At 59.6% G+C, this 16672-nt stretch carries 14 protein-coding genes and 1 pseudogene; 9 read left to right on the top strand and 6 right to left on the bottom strand.

Features of this window, described 5'->3' with window-relative positions:
- Positions 1-458 precede the first annotated feature (458 nt).
- From ACIOZM_RS29035 to ACIOZM_RS29050, 4 genes are all read left to right on the top strand, one after another.
- Complete coding sequence (locus ACIOZM_RS29035) at positions 459-1727, top strand: ATP-binding protein (protein ID WP_401220441.1); 1269 nt, start codon at positions 459-461, stop codon at positions 1725-1727.
- Entirely contained in the window at positions 1720-2280 is a 561-nt protein-coding gene (locus tag ACIOZM_RS29040; protein WP_401220444.1) for a response regulator transcription factor, read from the top strand. The genes ACIOZM_RS29035 and ACIOZM_RS29040 overlap by 8 nt, the downstream gene beginning before the upstream one ends.
- A gap of 96 nt (positions 2281-2376) precedes the next feature.
- A complete protein-coding gene (locus ACIOZM_RS29045) occupies positions 2377-4104 on the top strand; it encodes an ABC transporter ATP-binding protein/permease (RefSeq protein ID WP_401220446.1) in 1728 nt (575 codons plus the stop codon).
- A 193-nt stretch (positions 4105-4297) separates the two neighbouring features.
- Positions 4298-5047, top strand: a complete 750-nt coding sequence (locus ACIOZM_RS29050; RefSeq protein WP_401220449.1) for a FadR/GntR family transcriptional regulator — start codon at positions 4298-4300, stop codon at positions 5045-5047.
- A gap of 129 nt (positions 5048-5176) precedes the next feature.
- On the opposite strand, the gene ACIOZM_RS29055 is transcribed toward ACIOZM_RS29050, so the two are convergent.
- Together ACIOZM_RS29055 and ACIOZM_RS29060 are read right to left on the bottom strand one after the other, a co-directional pair.
- Complete coding sequence (locus tag ACIOZM_RS29055) at positions 5177-5365, bottom strand: hypothetical protein (RefSeq protein WP_400774890.1); 189 nt, start codon at positions 5363-5365, stop codon at positions 5177-5179.
- Between the two features lie 11 nt (positions 5366-5376).
- Entirely contained in the window at positions 5377-6681 is a 1305-nt protein-coding gene (locus tag ACIOZM_RS29060) for a phospholipase (protein WP_401220452.1), read from the bottom strand.
- 237 nt (positions 6682-6918) lie between these two features.
- Here ACIOZM_RS29060 and kdgD point away from each other — a divergent pair, with 237 nt between their 5' ends.
- From kdgD to ACIOZM_RS29085, 5 genes are all read left to right on the top strand, one after another.
- Positions 6919-7830 carry a 5-dehydro-4-deoxyglucarate dehydratase gene (kdgD, locus tag ACIOZM_RS29065; protein ID WP_008026855.1) on the top strand — a complete coding sequence of 304 codons (912 nt, stop codon included), beginning with the start codon at positions 6919-6921 and terminating at the stop codon, positions 7828-7830.
- Between the two features lie 61 nt (positions 7831-7891).
- On the top strand, positions 7892-9337 hold the full coding sequence (locus ACIOZM_RS29070; RefSeq protein WP_401220455.1) for an aldehyde dehydrogenase family protein: 1446 nt from the start codon (positions 7892-7894) through the stop codon (positions 9335-9337).
- A gap of 160 nt (positions 9338-9497) precedes the next feature.
- Positions 9498-10862 carry an MFS transporter gene (locus tag ACIOZM_RS29075; RefSeq protein WP_401220458.1) on the top strand — a complete coding sequence of 455 codons (1365 nt, stop codon included), beginning with the start codon at positions 9498-9500 and terminating at the stop codon, positions 10860-10862.
- An 11-nt stretch (positions 10863-10873) separates the two neighbouring features.
- On the top strand, positions 10874-12427 hold the full coding sequence (garD, locus tag ACIOZM_RS29080) for a galactarate dehydratase (protein WP_401220461.1): 1554 nt from the start codon (positions 10874-10876) through the stop codon (positions 12425-12427).
- Between the two features lie 163 nt (positions 12428-12590).
- Positions 12591-13532 carry an AEC family transporter gene (locus ACIOZM_RS29085; protein WP_401220464.1) on the top strand — a complete coding sequence of 314 codons (942 nt, stop codon included), beginning with the start codon at positions 12591-12593 and terminating at the stop codon, positions 13530-13532.
- A gap of 269 nt (positions 13533-13801) precedes the next feature.
- Here ACIOZM_RS29085 and ACIOZM_RS29090 read toward each other — a convergent pair whose 3' ends face one another.
- The 4 genes and pseudogenes from ACIOZM_RS29090 to gatB all read right to left on the bottom strand — a co-directional run.
- A complete protein-coding gene (locus tag ACIOZM_RS29090) occupies positions 13802-14182 on the bottom strand; it encodes a carboxymuconolactone decarboxylase family protein (RefSeq protein WP_401220467.1) in 381 nt (126 codons plus the stop codon).
- Positions 14179-15240, bottom strand: a complete 1062-nt coding sequence (locus tag ACIOZM_RS29095) for a calcium/sodium antiporter (RefSeq protein WP_401220472.1) — start codon at positions 15238-15240, stop codon at positions 14179-14181. The genes ACIOZM_RS29090 and ACIOZM_RS29095 overlap by 4 nt, the downstream gene beginning before the upstream one ends.
- Before the next feature lie 50 nt (positions 15241-15290).
- Positions 15291-15665: a septal ring lytic transglycosylase RlpA family protein gene (locus ACIOZM_RS29100; RefSeq protein WP_401220469.1), complete on the bottom strand. Its 375-nt coding sequence runs from the start codon at positions 15663-15665 to the stop codon at positions 15291-15293.
- Positions 15666-15882: 217 nt separating this feature from the next.
- Positions 15883-16605 (bottom strand): annotated as a pseudogene (gatB, locus tag ACIOZM_RS29105) (Asp-tRNA(Asn)/Glu-tRNA(Gln) amidotransferase GatCAB subunit B); the annotation flags it as partial.
- Positions 16606-16672: the final 67 nt, after the last annotated feature.

The raw sequence follows: 16672 nt of genomic DNA on the forward strand, positions 1-16672 counted from the left end.
ACCATCACCTGCGCCCCCATCAAGGAGCTTTCATGCACACATTTAGCCGCAACGGTGCCGACGGTCAGGGCGAGAAGGGCGGCGCTGCGGCGAAATGTGTGCATGAAAGCTCCTTGATGGGGGCGCAGGTGATGGTTCGGGGGCCTGCGTGAAACCATCAGACTCTAGCTTTTATGATCCGGTTCGCCCAGTTACAACTTCTATACAGATAGTTGGGGCTGCTATGCAGCCAATCGCCAGCAGGCTGGCTCCCACACTGGCCATGCACTTATTGAATGATTCTGCCTGACTTGAAATCCGGCAATGCACATCCTGTGGGAGCCAGCCTGCTGGCGATGGGGCCTTATAGCCTCAAATAACCTTTCTGCCATGTGGTCGTTTGCCGCACTTTCGACTCTCAAGCCCGCGCCTTGGTTATACTCCGTGCGATTCGCCTGGAGCGCTCATCAGGAGAGCTCATGCTCGCCCCCGTACAACTGACTTCCGCCACTCGCCAGAACCTCTGGCGGCTGACTTTCATCCGCACTTTGGTGCTCGCCGCGCAGGCCGGGTCCGTAGGTATTGCCTACTGGCTCGAACTGCTGCCATTGCCGTGGGTGCAACTGGCGATGACCCTCGGTTGCTCGACGCTGTTGTGCGTGTTCACCGCCGTGCGCCTGCGCACTTCGTGGCCGGTCACCGAGCTTGAATACGCGCTGCAACTGGCCTGCGACCTGTTTATCCACAGTGCCCTGCTGTATTTCTCGGGCGGTTCGACCAACCCGTTCGTTTCCTATTATCTGGTGCCATTGACCATCGCAGCGGTGACGTTGCCGTGGCGTTATTCGGTGATTCTGTCCGGCATTGCGCTGGCGCTATATACCTTGCTGCTGGCGCGGTTCTATCCGTTTCCGCTGGAAACCTTCCCGATTGCCCGCGAGAACTTGCAGATCTACGGCATGTGGCTGAGCTTCGCCCTTGCCGCCGCAGTCATCACGTTTTTCGCTGCGCGCATGGCCGAAGAGCTGCGTCGTCAGGAAGAGTTGCGCGCCATTCGCCGCGAAGAAGGCCTGCGCGATCAGCAACTGCTGGCTGTTGCGACCCAGGCTGCCGGCGCCGCGCATGAATTGGGGACGCCGCTGGCGACCATGAGCGTGCTGCTCAACGAAATGCAGCAGGATCATCACGATCCGCTGCTGCAAGACGATCTCAAGGTGCTGCAGGATCAGGTCAAACTGTGCAAACAGACCTTGCAGCAATTGGTGCGTGCCGCTGAGGCCAACCGGCGTCTGGCGGTGGAGATGCAGGATGTCACCGACTGGCTCGATGAGGCGCTGAACCGCTGGCACCTGATGCGCCCCGAAGCCAGTTACCGTTTTCAGCGTCTCGGCCAGGGCGACGTGCCGCGCATGGCGCCGCCACCGGACCTGACGCAGGCGCTGCTCAATCTGTTGAACAATGCCGCCGATGCCTGTCCGGAAAACCTCCAGGTGACGCTGGACTGGAACACCGAAGACCTGACCATCAGCATTCGTGACCACGGCGCTGGTGTGCCGCTGGCCATCGCCGAACAGATCGGCAAACCGTTTTTTACCACCAAGGGCAAAGGTTTCGGCCTGGGCCTGTTTTTGAGCAAGGCCAGCGTGACACGCGCTGGCGGCTCAGTGAAACTCTATAGTCATGAGGAAGGCGGCACGCTCACCGAGCTGCGCCTGCCCCGTGCCGCCCGAGGAGACCAACATGAGTGACGAAATCCAAGTCGAAGGCGAAGAACTGCCGCATTTGCTGCTGGTCGACGATGACGCAACTTTCACCCGCGTGATGGCCCGTGCCATGGCGCGCCGTGGTTTTCGCGTCAGCACCGCCGGTTCCGCCGAAGAAGGCCTGGCCATCGCCCAGGCCGATCTGCCTGACTACGCCGCGCTGGACCTGAAAATGGACGGCGACTCCGGTCTGGTGCTGCTGCCCAAACTGCTGGAACTGGACCCGGAAATGCGCGTGGTGATCCTCACCGGTTATTCGAGCATTGCCACTGCGGTCGAAGCGATCAAGCGCGGCGCCTGCAACTACCTGTGCAAACCGGCGGATGCCGACGACGTGCTGGCCGCGCTGCTGTCCGAGCACGCCGACCTCGACAGCCTGGTGCCGGAAAACCCGATGTCGGTCGATCGCCTGCAATGGGAGCACATCCAGCGCGTGCTGACCGAGCACGAGGGCAACATCTCCGCCACTGCCCGCGCCCTCGGCATGCACCGCCGCACCCTGCAGCGCAAACTGCAGAAGCGCCCGGTTCGTCGCTGAACCTGCGCTGAACGACTATCGCCAGCCCTCGCGATAAATCGCACCGATCAACTATGATCGGTGCGTGTCTGTTCTTTTCTTTATCGAGCCTTTTCCATGAATCAGAACGCTGAATATTCCGCGGTCAACGATGCTGTGCGCGGCCAGTTTTTTCGTAAGGTGTGGGCAATCATCACGCCTTACTGGCGCAGTGAAGAGAAGGCCAAGGCCTGGACGCTGCTGATTGCGGTGATAGCGCTTTCGCTGCTCAGCGTGGGCATCTCGGTGTGGTTCAACACCTGGTACAAGAATTTCTACAACGCTTTGCAGAAGAAGGATGAAGCCGCGTTCTGGCAGCTGATTCTGTATTTCTGCGCGATTGCGGCGGTGGCGATTGTCGGCGCGGTGTACAGGCTGTATCTGACCCAGATGCTGACGATTCGCTGGCGAGCGTGGCTGACGGAGAAGCACTTCGCCCGTTGGCTCGCCGATAAAAACTACTATCAGCTGGAGCAGGGCGGTTACACCGATAACCCGGACCAGCGGATTTCCGAAGACCTCAACAACTTCACCTCCAACACCCTCGAACTGGGCATTGGCCTGCTGCGCAATATCGTCAGCCTGGTGTCGTTCTCGATCATTCTGTGGGGCGTGTCGGGCAGCATCGAAGTCTTTGGCATCACCATTCCCGGCTACATGTTCTGGTGCGTGCTGGTTTACGCGGTGGTGGGCAGTTGGCTGACGCATTTGATCGGTCGTCGTTTGATTGGCCTGAACAACCAACAACAACGCTTCGAAGCCGACCTGCGTTTCTCCATGGTGCGTATTCGCGAGAACGCCGAAAGCATTGCGCTGTACAACGGCGAGCCAAACGAAAACCGTCGCTTGAGCAGCCGTTTCGGCAATGTCTGGCATAACTTCTGGGACATCATGAAAGTGTCCAAGCGCCTGACATTCTTCACTGCCGGTTACAGCCAGGCTGCGATCATTTTCCCGTTCATTGTTGCGTCGCCGCGTTACCTCGCCGGCAAGATCGAACTCGGTGAACTGATGCAGATCAGCTCGGCATTCGGCAACGTTCAGGAAAGTTTCAGCTGGTTCATCAGCGCGTACCAGAGCCTCGCTTCCTGGCGCGCTACGTGTGATCGTCTGCTGAGTTTCCATCAGGCCATGCGCGACAACGAAGAACGCACGCCGGCCATCGATGTGCAGAATCAGGGCAGCGAATTGAAGGTGCATAACCTCGGTCTGGATCTGGCCGACGGTCGTCACTTGCTGACCAGCGCCGACATGACGGTGGAAGAGGGCGACCGGGTGATGCTCAGCGGCCGTTCCGGCAGCGGCAAGTCCACGTTGCTGCGAGCGATGGGGCATTTGTGGCCACGGGGTCACGGCAATATCCGCTTGCCGGCTGCGCGTTATCTGTTCCTGCCGCAAAAACCGTATTTGCCGATTGGCACCCTGCGTGAGGCGCTGAGTTATCCACAACCGGGCGATACCTACGCGCCGGAGCGTTACGTGCAAGTGCTGGAGACCTGCCGTTTGCCGCATCTGGTCGCACGACTGGACGAGGCCAATCACTGGCAGCGCATGTTGTCGCCGGGTGAGCAACAACGTCTGGCCTTCGCCCGCGCACTGCTTTATGCACCGCACTGGCTGTACATGGACGAAGCCACTTCGGCGATGGATGAAGAAGATGAGGCGACGTTGTATCAGGCGCTGATCGATCAGTTGCCGGGCGTGAGCATCGTCAGCGTCGGCCACCGCAGCAGCCTGAAACGCTTCCACCCACGGCACGTGCGGATCGACAGCGGGCACCTGGTGGAGCAAGCAGTGACCGCTTAAACGCTACGCGAAACTTGTGGGAGCTGGCTTGCCAGCGATGGCGCCCGATCAGTCGACATTTTTATCGGCTGAACTGACGCCATCGCGGGCAAGCCACGCTCCCACAGGTTCTGCGGTGTGACGGAAAGTGATCGTACAACCCGCTTGCGCTATCATGCGGACCAAGCCGAACCCACGAGACAAGACCTGAGCCATGGAAAACCTGATCGACACCCCGCGCCTTCCGCGCAAGCGCCGCAGCCTGGCACAGGAACTGGTGACGGTGCTGAGCGAGCAGATCCGTGATGGCCTGCTCAAGCGTGGCGACAAGCTGCCTACCGAGTCGGCGATCATGCAGGAACATGGTGTCAGCCGCACCGTGGTGCGCGAAGCCATCTCCCGATTGCAGGCTGCAGGACAAGTCGAAACCCGTCACGGCATCGGCACGTTTGTGCTCGATACACCGAGCCCGAGCGGCTTCCGTATCGACCCGGCGACGGTCGTCACCCTGCGTGACGTACTGGCAATTCTGGAGTTGCGTATCAGCCTCGAAGTCGAGTCCGCCGGCCTTGCCGCGCAACGCCGCAGCCCCGAACAACTGGCAACCATGCGCGCTGCGCTGGATGCGTTGAACGAAAGCGCCGCCCACGCCAGTGATGCAGTGGCCTCGGACTTTGCCTTCCACCTGGAAATCGCGCTGTCCACCGGTAACCGCTACTTCACGGACATCATGACTCACCTCGGCACCAGCATCATTCCGCGGACACGGTTGAATTCGGCGCGTCTGGCGCATGATGATCAGCAGCATTACATGAGCCGCCTGAGCCGTGAGCACGAAGAGATTTACGAAGCGATTGCCCGTCAGGATTCGGACGCGGCCCGTGCGGCCATGCGTTTGCACCTGACCAACAGCCGCGAACGACTGCGTCAGGCACACGAAGAGGCACAGGCCCAGCGGGGCTGAGTAATGTATTGACTGACACATCGCTATCGCGAGCAGGCTCACTCCTACAGTAATTGATGTCGTGCACAAGATCTGTGCTCAACACATAACCCTGTAGGAGTGAGCCTGCTCGCGATGGGGCCAGTCAGTTCAACTCTGCAATATCGACCGATCCACCCGCACCGCCAACGCCACTTTTCCCGGCTGCACTGCAAACACAACATCCCCGCGCTTATCCACAACCCCGCGCGCAATCGCCTTGCCATCCGCCAGCAACTCCAGCGGCGCACCTTCCAGCGACTGTCCCGACGCCAGTTCCAGCTTCAATTTGATCGTCATCTGTACTCTCCTTAGTGGGTGTTACCGGTTGGCTTGTAGTCCTTGAGCAACAAGTAAGTGCTCCAGCCCCACCAGTTATCAATGGTCGCGGTGTCGTTGAGGTTGTTCACATCCTTGCGGCGCAGAACCTTGCCGCCCTCAACGCGGAACAGCGGCGAAAAGTTGTTCGCCAGAGTCAGCACAGCGCTCAGATCGGGTGTCCGTTGCAGCGCCGCAAATGTGGACGGGGCGGGCAGAGTGCCGCTGAGATAGGCGGCAAACACCTCATCCGCCGAAGCCTGAACCGCTTGATTGACCTGCGCACGATTGTCCGCGTCGGTTGCATCGAAGTAGCGCTTGTCGCCAAACGCGCGCCATTGATCGCCCCGGGCATTGCGCACCTTGAGGCCGAATTTGCTGTCCTCGTCATGCATGAAGCGGGTGACCAGTGAACCCAGGTCGCTCGGTGTCACCGCCGCAGCCATTGCTTTGCGCGGCACCCGCAAGTGGCCGGAAGAGAACAGGTCGGTGAGGTAGTGATCGGCAAACGCATTCATCGCGTAAGCCCGTTCCAGTTGTTGCTCGTTCTGCGTGGCGCGGGCAGCGATTGCGGTTTGCAGGGCGGCGGTGTGGCCGGCGATGTAGGCCAGTTTTGCCCATTCGCCGAAGTGGTCGGCGTTGTTCGCCGCCAGTTTCAGATAGCGACCGAGCGGGAACAGCGCCGAGACGAAACTGCCGCCGCCGGTGATTTTGTTCCACTCTTCGGACAACGTATCTCCGAGCGCGTCATAGGCTTCGTGTGGTTGTTTGCCGTCCTTGATCGCCTGTTTGACCGCGTCGATCTCCTTTTGCATGACCGCCAGAATCTGCGTCGCTTCGACCTTCGAGGCCGGGAGCACGGCGAGCGAGTCAAACGCGGCGTTGAAGCGTTGCAGGCGATCGACCGGCGTCGCGCCGTCGTTGATCGGTCGATCAACGATCCCGTAGAAATCCCCGCCCAGTGCCAGCACTTGCCCATAGGTCGGCGCAAGACCGTTGGGCAGGTGCAATTGCACATTTTGCGCGAGCACCGGTTCGGCGTTTTCGACGAAGCGCAGCAGCGTGTTATCGCCTATCGCGGTGTGTTCGCCACCTTCGAACCGCAACTGCGGCTTGCCTTTCAAGGCTTTGCCGGGGAGGGCGGTGACGGGTTCGACATCGCTGTGGGCATCGGCGATGTGCAGCACCAGATGCGGATTGTCGGCATTGAAGACGATGCCTTTTTCGGTGAACAGATCATCGAAACGCGCTATGACCGGGGATGGTTGTTCCTGGGGTTTTGTTTGTAGTCCGGACATTTCTTTCTCCTTGATATGTCGTCGGTGGATTCTTATTTAGCTGTATGTATATACAGTTAAATCGAGCTTAGCCGAGAACTTTCCTACGTCAAGGAACAATCTTGTCCGACAAAAAGTGCCTGCCAGCGATGAAATGCAGTTGACGGTTATCTTTTAAGTTGTACGATGACCTACAACTTCGGCGCTGGCCGGACCATAAAAAACTCACAATATGTTGCTACCCAGGGTGTTCGAAAAATGAATCCACAAGAACTGAAGTCCATCCTCTCTTCCGGTCTGCTGTCGTTCCCGGTGACAGATTTCAATGCCCAGGGCGATTTCAACCGCGCTGGCTACATCAAGCGCCTTGAGTGGCTGGCTCCGTACGGCGCTTCGGCCTTGTTCGCCGCTGGTGGTACCGGTGAGTTCTTCTCCCTCGCAGCCAGCGAATATTCGGAAATCATCAAGACTGCCGTCGACACCTGCGAAACCAGCGTGCCGATTCTGGCCGGTGTCGGTGGTTCGACCCGCCAGGCCATCGAGTACGCTCAGGAAGCCGAACGTCTGGGCGCCAAAGGCCTGTTGCTGCTGCCGCACTACCTGACCGAAGCCAGCCAGGACGGGGTTGCCGCCCACGTTGAAGCCGTGTGCAAATCGGTGAAAATCGGTGTGGTGGTTTACAACCGCAACGTCTGCCGCCTGACCGCGCCGCTGCTGGAACGTCTGGCCGAACGCTGCCCGAACCTGATCGGTTACAAGGACGGTCTGGGCGATATCGAACTGATGGTGTCGATCCGCCGTCGCCTCGGCGATCGCTTCAGCTACCTGGGTGGTTTGCCGACCGCCGAAGTCTACGCCGCCGCCTACAAAGCGCTGGGCGTACCGGTTTATTCGTCGGCGGTGTTCAACTTCATCCCGAAAACCGCGATGGATTTCTACCACGCCATTGCCCGTGAAGATCACGCCACCGTTGGCAAGATCATCGACGACTTCTTCCTGCCGTACCTCGACATCCGCAACCGCAAATCCGGTTACGCCGTGAGCATCGTCAAGGCAGGCGCAAAAATCGCCGGCTATGACGCAGGCCCGGTGCGGGCGCCGCTGACCGACCTGACCGGCGAAGAGTACGAAATGCTCGCCGCGCTGATCGACAAACAAGGTGCGCAATAACACCCGAGCCAACCGAGGCCGCTGAGCGATCAGCGGCTTTTGCGTAGAGAGGAGAATTTCAGTGACTGATGCAAAGCGTTACGACAACTACATCAACGGCGAATGGGTTGCCGGTGCCGATTACTCGGCCAACATCAACCCGTCCGAGTTGAGCGACACCATTGGCGACTACGCCAAGGCCGATCTGTCTCAGGTCAACAGCGCCATCGACGCCGCCCGTGCCGCGTTCCCGGCGTGGTCGACTTCGGGCATTCAGGCGCGTCACGATTCGCTGGACAAAGTCGGCACTGAAATCCTCGCTCGTCGCGAAGAACTCGGCACTTTGCTGGCCCGTGAAGAAGGCAAGACTCTGCCCGAAGCCATCGGCGAAGTGACTCGCGCTGGCAACATTTTCAAGTTCTTCGCCGGTGAATGCCTGCGTCTGTCTGGCGACTACGTGCCGTCGGTGCGTCCGGGCGTCAACGTCGAAGTCACCCGCGAAGCGCTGGGCGTGGTCGGTCTGATCACCCCGTGGAATTTCCCGATTGCCATTCCGGCGTGGAAAATCGCCCCGGCCCTGGCCTATGGCAACTGCGTGGTGTTGAAACCTGCCGATCTGGTGCCGGGTTGCGCCTGGGCACTGGCGGAAATCATCTCCCGCGCAGGCTTCCCGGCCGGCGTGTTCAACCTGGTGATGGGCAGCGGTCGTGTGGTTGGCGAAGCGCTGGTCAACAGCCCGAAAGTCGATGGCATCAGCTTCACCGGCTCTGTTGGCGTCGGTCGGCAGATCGCGATCAACTGCGTGTCGCGGCAGGCCAAAGTGCAGCTGGAAATGGGCGGCAAGAACCCGCAGATCATTCTCGACGACGCCGACCTCAAGCAAGCGGTCGAATTGTCGGTGCAGAGCGCGTTCTACTCCACCGGTCAGCGTTGCACCGCGTCGAGCCGCTTGATCGTTACTGCCGGCATCCACGACAAATTCGTCGAGGCGATGGCCGAGCGCATGAAGTCGATCAAGGTCGGTCACGCGCTGAAATCCGGCACCGATATCGGCCCGGTGGTTTCGCAGGCGCAGCTTGAACAGGATATGAAATACATCGACATCGGCCAGTCCGAAGGTGCGCGTCTGGTCAGCGGTGGCGGTCTGGTGACCTGCGACACCGAAGGCTACTTCCTCGCGCCGACGCTGTTTGCCGACAGCGAAGCATCGATGCGCATCAGCCGCGAAGAGATTTTCGGCCCGGTAGCGAACATCGTGCGCGTGGCCGATTACGACGCCGCGCTGGCCATGGCCAATGACACCGAATTCGGTCTGTCGGCGGGCATCGCCACCACGTCGCTGAAGTACGCCAACCACTTCAAGCGTCACTCGCAAGCCGGGATGGTGATGGTCAACCTGCCGACCGCCGGTGTCGATTACCACGTTCCGTTCGGTGGCCGTAAGGGTTCATCCTATGGCTCACGTGAGCAAGGCCGTTATGCCCAGGAGTTCTACACCGTCGTGAAGACCAGCTACATCGGATCGTAGTTAACACAATCCCTGTGGGAGCTGGCTTGCCAGCGAAAGCATCACCGCGGTATGCCTGAATTACCGAGGTGTCTGCATCGCGGGCAAGCCCGGCTCCCACAAAAGCAAGACCAAAGAAGATTCACCCGCGCATAAAAATAATCAGTGGGAGTACATCTACATGCAATCGTCCAAGCCGACTCACGTCCGCTATTTGATCCTGCTCATGCTGTTTCTGGTGACCACGATCAACTACGCCGACCGCGCGACCATCGCCATCGCCGGTTCCAGCCTGCAAAAAGACCTGGGTATCGACGCGGTCACTCTTGGCTATATCTTCTCCGCATTCGGTTGGGCCTACGTCGCCGGGCAAATTCCCGGTGGCTGGTTGCTCGACCGGTTTGGCTCGAAAAAAGTCTATGCGCTGAGCATCTTCACCTGGTCGCTGTTCACCGTGCTGCAAGGCTTTGTCGGTGAGTTCGGCATGTCCACGGCGATTGTTGCGCTGTTCATGCTGCGCTTTCTGGTCGGTCTGGCCGAGGCGCCATCCTTCCCCGGCAACGCGCGTATTGTCGCGGCCTGGTTCCCGACCGCTGAACGCGGCACTGCCTCGGCGATCTTCAACTCGGCGCAATACTTTGCCACCGTGCTGTTCGCGCCGTTGATGGGCTGGATCGTCTACACCTTTGGCTGGGAACACGTGTTCATCGTCATGGGGATGTTCGGCATTGTCTTCTCGCTGATCTGGCTGAAGGTTATCCACAGCCCGCGCCAGCACCCGATGGCCAACGAAGCGGAAGTGCAGTTCATCGCCGACAACGGCGGCATGGTCGACATGGACCTGAAGCAGGGGAAAAAGACCGACGGTCCGAAGTGGGATTACATTCGTCAGTTGCTGACCAATCGCATGATGCTTGGCGTGTATCTGGGCCAATACTGCATCAATGGCATTACCTATTTCTTCCTGACCTGGTTCCCGGTGTACCTGGTGCAAGAGCGTGGCATGACCATTCTCAAGGCCGGTTTCATTGCTTCTTTGCCGGCGATCTGCGGATTTATCGGTGGTGTGCTCGGCGGGGTGATTTCCGATTACCTGCTGCGTAAAGGTCATTCGCTGACCTTCGCCCGCAAGGCACCGATCATCGCCGGCCTGTTGGTCAGCAGTAGCATCGTCGCCTGCAACTACGTGGACATCGAATGGATGGTGGTCGGTTTCATGGCCTTGGCATTCTTTGGCAAAGGCGTCGGTGCACTGGGCTGGGCGGTGGTGTCCGACACTTCGCCGAAGCAGATTGCCGGCCTGAGCGGCGGGCTGTTCAACATGTTCGGCAACATCGCGTCGATCACCACGCCCATCGTTATTGGCTACATCATCATTGCCACCGGCTCGTTCAAATGGGCACTGGTGTTCGTCGGTGCCAACGCGCTGGTGGCGGTGTTCAGCTACCTGGTGATCGTTGGTCCGATCAAACGTGTGGTACTCAAAGAGCCGCCAACCAACGGCGGTTCTGAAGTCACCGGCAAATTGTCTCAAGCGCATTCCTGAGGAGCGGCGTCATGCAGTTGATTGAACATTCCGACTCGCCGCGCTACATCCGCCTGCACGAGCGGGACAATGTAGTGATCGTGGTCAACGACCAGGGCGTGCCTGCGGGTACCGAATTCCCGGATGGCCTGGTGACCGTGGACTTCGTGCCGCAGAGCCACAAAGTCACCCTCGAGGATATTCCCGAGGGCGGCCAGGTGATTCGTTACGGGCAGACCATCGGCTACGCGTTGCAGCCGATTCCCCGTGGCAGTTGGGTCAAGGAAGATCAACTGCGCATGCCGACCGCGCCGCCGCTGGACAGTTTGCCGCTGTCCACCGAAGTGCCGGCCGCGCAGGCCCCGCTTGAAGGCTTCACATTCGAGGGTTATCGCAACGCCGACGGCACCGTCGGCACGCGCAACATCCTCGGGATCACCACCACCGTGCAGTGCGTTACCGGGGTGTTGGACCATGCGGTAAAACGGATCAAGGATGAGCTGCTGCCGAAGTATCCACACGTCGATGACGTGGTGGCGCTGACGCACAGTTACGGTTGCGGCGTGGCGATCACCGCCACCGACGCCTACATCCCGATCCGCACCGTGCGCAATCTGGCGCGCAACCCGAACCTGGGGGGCGAAGCGCTGGTGATCAGTCTGGGCTGCGAGAAATTGCAGGCCGGGCAGGTGATGCACGAGGACGATGCGTCGGTGGATCTCAGTGATCCATGGTTGTATCGCTTGCAGGACTCCAGTCACGGTTTCAGCGAAATGATCGAGCAGATCATGGCGCTGGCCGAAGTCCGCCTGAAGAAACTCGACCAGCGCCGCCGCGAAACCGTGCCGGCATCCGAGCTGATTCTGGGCATGCAGTGCGGCGGCAGCGATGCGTTCTCCGGAATCACCGCCAACCCGGCGCTCGGTTATGCCTCGGACTTGCTGCTGCGCGCCGGAGCGACGGTGATGTTTTCCGAAGTCACTGAAGTGCGCGACGCGATTTATCTGCTGACCTCCCGCGCGCAAACCGAGACCGTCGCCAAGGAACTGGTGCGCGAGATGGACTGGTACGACCGTTACCTGGCCAAGGGTGAGGCGGATCGCAGCGCCAACACCACGCCGGGCAACAAGAAGGGTGGCTTGTCGAACATTGTCGAGAAATCGCTGGGCTCAATCGTCAAATCCGGCAGCAGCGCGATCAATGGCGTGCTCGGCCCGGGTGAGCGTTTCAAGCAGAAGGGTTTGATCTTCTGCGCCACGCCGGCGAGTGATTTTGTCTGCGGCACGTTGCAGTTGGCGGCGGGGATGAACCTGCATGTGTTCACTACCGGGCGTGGTACGCCGTATGGTCTGGCGATGGCGCCGGTGGTCAAGGTGTCGACCCGCACTGAGCTGGCGCAGCGCTGGCCGGACTTGATCGACATCGATGCCGGACGGATCGCGACCGGGCGTGCGACGATTGAAGAACTCGGTTGGGAGTTGTTTCACTTCTATCTGGATGTGGCGAGCGGCAAGCAGCAGACATGGGCGGAGAAGCACAAGCTGCATAACGACATCACATTGTTCAACCCGGCGCCGATTACCTGAGCCCGCGTTGTCCGGGAAAAAGATCGCAGCCTGCGGCAGCTCCTACATTGAAATTTGCGTTTCCCTGTAGGAGCTGCCGCAGGCTGCGATCTTTTGATTTTCAAGAGGGTCTAGTGGCTTATCATTAGCGTCCTGATGACGCTCACTTCCAAGGCTCCCCGGCATGCTGGCTATCTTCCTCGAAACCCTGAACATCACCGCGCCGGTGTTTGCCATGCTGTTTCTCGGTGTGCTGCTCAAGCGCATCGATTGGATCAACGACAACTTCATCCACACCGCGTCGGCGCTGGTATTCAACGTCAGCATGCCGGCGCTGTTGTTTCTCGGCATTCTGCATGCCGACCTGCACGCCGCACTGCAACCGGCACTGCTGATCTACTTCTCCGTCGCCACATTGGTGTGTTTCGCCATCGCCTGGGGCTGGGCGATCATCAAATGTCCGCGTGAAGATCGCGGCATCTACACCCAGGGCGCGTTTCGCGGCAACAACGGGGTGATCGGCCTGGCGCTGGCGGCGAGCATGTATGGCGATTACGGCATCTCGCTCGGGGCGATTCTCGCGGCGCTGGTGATCCTCTTCTACAACACCCTTTCGACCATTGTGCTGGCGGTGTACAGCCCGGTGATCAAGTCCGATCCGTGGAGCATTTGCAAAAGCGTGTTCAGCAATCCGTTGATCATCAGCGTGATTGCTGCGGCACCGTTCGCTTACTTCAAGATCAGCCTGCCGGGATGGCTGGAAACCTCCGGGCAATATCTGGCGCAAACCACGTTGCCGCTGGCATTGATCTGCATCGGCGGCACGCTGTCACTGGCGGCGTTGCGCAAGAGCGGCAGCATGGCGCTGAGTTCGAGTCTGGTGAAGATGATCGGTCTGCCAGTGCTGGCGACCCTTGGGGCGTGGCTGTGCGGGTTTCGCGGGGCGGAGCTGGGGATTCTGTTTCTGTACTTCGGCAGCCCGACGGCGGCGGCCAGTTTCGTCATGGCCCGGGCGGCACAGGGCAATCATGAGCTGGCGGCGGCGATCATTGTGCTGACCACGCTGATGGCGGCGATCACCACCAACCTCGGGATCTTCTTTTTGCAGTGGGGCGGGTGGATCTGATTCTGAGTTTTGCGGTGTTGCTTAGGGCCTCATCGCTAGCAGGCTAGCTCCCACAGGGATTCTCAGTGTTGATGAAATTTGCTTAACACCACCAAACCTGTGGGAGCTAGCTGCCACAGGGATTCTCAGTGTTGATGAAATTTGCTTAACACCACCAAACCTGTGGGAGCTAGCTCCCACAGGGATTCTCAGTGCTGATGAAATTTGCTTAACACCACCAAACCTGTGGGAGCTAGCCTGCTAGCGATAGCTATTTCAGCAGCACTGAATCACTCAGGTTTTTGGTAGGTATCAATCACTTCCTGCGCCGCCCGAAACGCATCAATCGCCGCCGGCACGCCGGCATACACCGCGCAATGCAGCAGCGCCTCGCGAATCTCGTCTACCGTGCAACCGTTGTTCAGCGCGCCGCGCACATGGCCTTTCAGCTCTTGCGGGCACTTCAGTGCGGTGAGGGCGGCAAGGGTAATCAGGCTGCGGGTTTTCAGCGGCAGACCTTCGCGATTCCACACACCGCCCCACGCGTGTTCGTTGACGAAATCCTGCAACGGCTGGCTGAATTCGGTGGCGTTGCCCAAGGCGCGGTCGACAAACACATCGCCCATTACCTGGCGGCGGACTTCAACCCCGGACTTCTTCGAATCGGTCATGGCATATCCCTTTTGTGGTGTTGGCGGCGCCAGGCGCGCACTGACGTGAACAGCAGAAACGCCAGCAGCGACGGCAGCACATAAAACAGCATCATTCGTTCGAGCCTGCCGGCCAGCGGCATGCCAGTGGTGAACGACACCACATGCAGCGCATAAACCAGGTACAAACCGAGCAGCAACAAACCTTCGGCGCGGGTCACGCGATAGCCGGAATAGAATACTGGCAGGCACAGCACGGCGACACCGAGCATCACCGGCAAATCGAAATCCAGCGCATTCGGTGAGACCGACAGCGGCGTCGGCGCAATCAGCGCGGTGAGGCCTAGCACCCCGAGCAGATTGAACAGATTGGCGCCGATCACGTTACCCACGGCGATATCCCGTTGTCCGCGCAATGCAGCGATCAGCGAGGTCGCGAGTTCCGGCAGCGAGGCGCCGACGGCGACGACGGTCAGGCCGATCACCCGCTCGGAGAAACCCAGGTCAGTCGCCACCACCACTGCAGCACCGATCAGCAAATGCCCGCCGAAAACCAGCAGTGCCAGACCGCCGACGATCATCAGCAGACTGCTGAACCACGGCGCTTGCGGCCCCTGCGGTTGTTCGGAGTGCGGGCGCACCGAATGCCGCGACTGACGCAATAGCAAGCCGAGATACAGCGCCAATGCGCCGAGCAGCAGAACCCCGTCGAAGCGACTGATCTGTTCATTCCACGCCATGACGAACACCAGCAGGCTGGCGCCGATCATCAGCGGAATATCCAGACGCACCAGTTGCCGTGATACCCGCAAAGGAATGATCAGCGCGGACAAACCGAGGGTCACGAGGATGTTGAAAATGCTGCTGCCGATCACGCTGCCAACCGCGATGTCCGGGTTGTGCGTCAGCGCAGCTTGCAGGCTGACGGTCATCTGCGGTGCGCTGCTGCCGAGGGCGACGATGGTCAGGCCGATAATCAGTGGCCGAACATGCAGGCGCGCGGCCAGGCGCACGGCGGCGCGCACCATCAATTCAGCGCCGACGATCAGCAGGAGCAAACCGCTGAACAGTTCGATCAGGTTGATCAGCGGGATATCGGCTAATCCGAAAATGATTTGTGCTCCATCAGTCAGTCGTCGAGGGCCTGCACGCGAACCCGTGCGGTGCCGGAGCGCAGCATGCCGATCTGGTCTGCGGCTTCGCGGGACAGGTCGATCAGGCGCCCACGAGTATGCGGGCCTCGGTCGTTGATTCGCACTACGACGGATTGATCATTTTTCAGGTTGGTGACCTTCACCCGCGTGCCGAATGGCAATTGGCGATGGGCGGCGGTCAGGGAATTCTGGTTGAACGCTTCGCCGCTGGCGGTGCGTTTACCGTGGTGTTTGGCTCCGTAATAGGAGGCGACGCCGGTCTGGTCGTAACCGTGCGGGTCGATGGTGTCAGTGCTGGCGCAACCGGCCAGTAAAGAGAGCAGGGCGCAGCTGATGAACAGACGCTTCATTCAAAGGTGTCCCGAAACAATTTTGCGAGGCTTTTGTGGCGAGGGGATAAATCCCCGTTGGGCTGCGCAGCAGTCCCCAGGCCTGGGTACTTGGTTTGACTGATATACCTCGTACTCAGGAATAGGGGCCGCTTCGCAGCCCAACGGGGATAAATCCCCTCGCCACAGTTGCTCCTGCGGGGAATGGAGCCAGGCATGACATCTGGCTCCATTTGCATCAGCCTTCGAGCTTGCTTTTCAGCAATTCGTTCACCTGTTGCGGGTTGGCCTTGCCTTTGGAGGCTTTCATGGCCTGGCCGACGAAGAAGCCGAACATCTTGCCGCGTTTGGCTTCGTCTGCCGCACGGTATTGCTCGACCTGCTCGGCGTTGGCCGCGAGCATTTCGTCCAGTACCGCCGAGATTGCACCGCTGTCGGTCACTTGCTTGAGACCGCGCTTGTCGATGATTTCGTCCGCGCTGCCTTCGCCGTTGGCCATCGCTTCGAACACGACCTTGGCGATCTTGCCGGAGATGGTGTTGTCCTTGATGCGCAGCAGCATGCCGCCCAGTTGCTCGGCCGAAACCGGCGACGCTTCGATGTCCAGGCCTTGCTTGTTGAGCAGGCTGCCCAACTCGACCATCACCCAGTTCGCCGCCAGTTTGGCGTCGCCGCCGATGCTCGCGACTTTCTCGAAGTAATCGGCTTGTTCGCGGCTGGTGGCCAGAACGCTGGCGTCATAGACCGACAGACCGAACTGCTCCTGGAAGCGCTCGCGTTTTTGCGGTGGCAGTTCCGGCAGGGTGGCGCGCACTTCGTCGAGGAACGAGTTCTCGATGATCACCGGCAGCAGGTCCGGATCGGGGAAGTAACGGTAGTCGTTGGCTTCCTCTTTACTGCGCATCGGACGGGTTTCGTCCTTGTTCGGATCGTACAGACGAGTCTGCTGGATCACTTTGCCGCATTATTTGTTAAGCTCTATCTTATGATGTATATTGTATTTTTTAGATTTCTTTTTGATTATGATT

Origin of the sequence: Pseudomonas sp. NPDC087346 (genome assembly GCF_044744235.1) — a bacterium.
Classification (GTDB): Bacteria; Pseudomonadota; Gammaproteobacteria; order Pseudomonadales; family Pseudomonadaceae; genus Aquipseudomonas.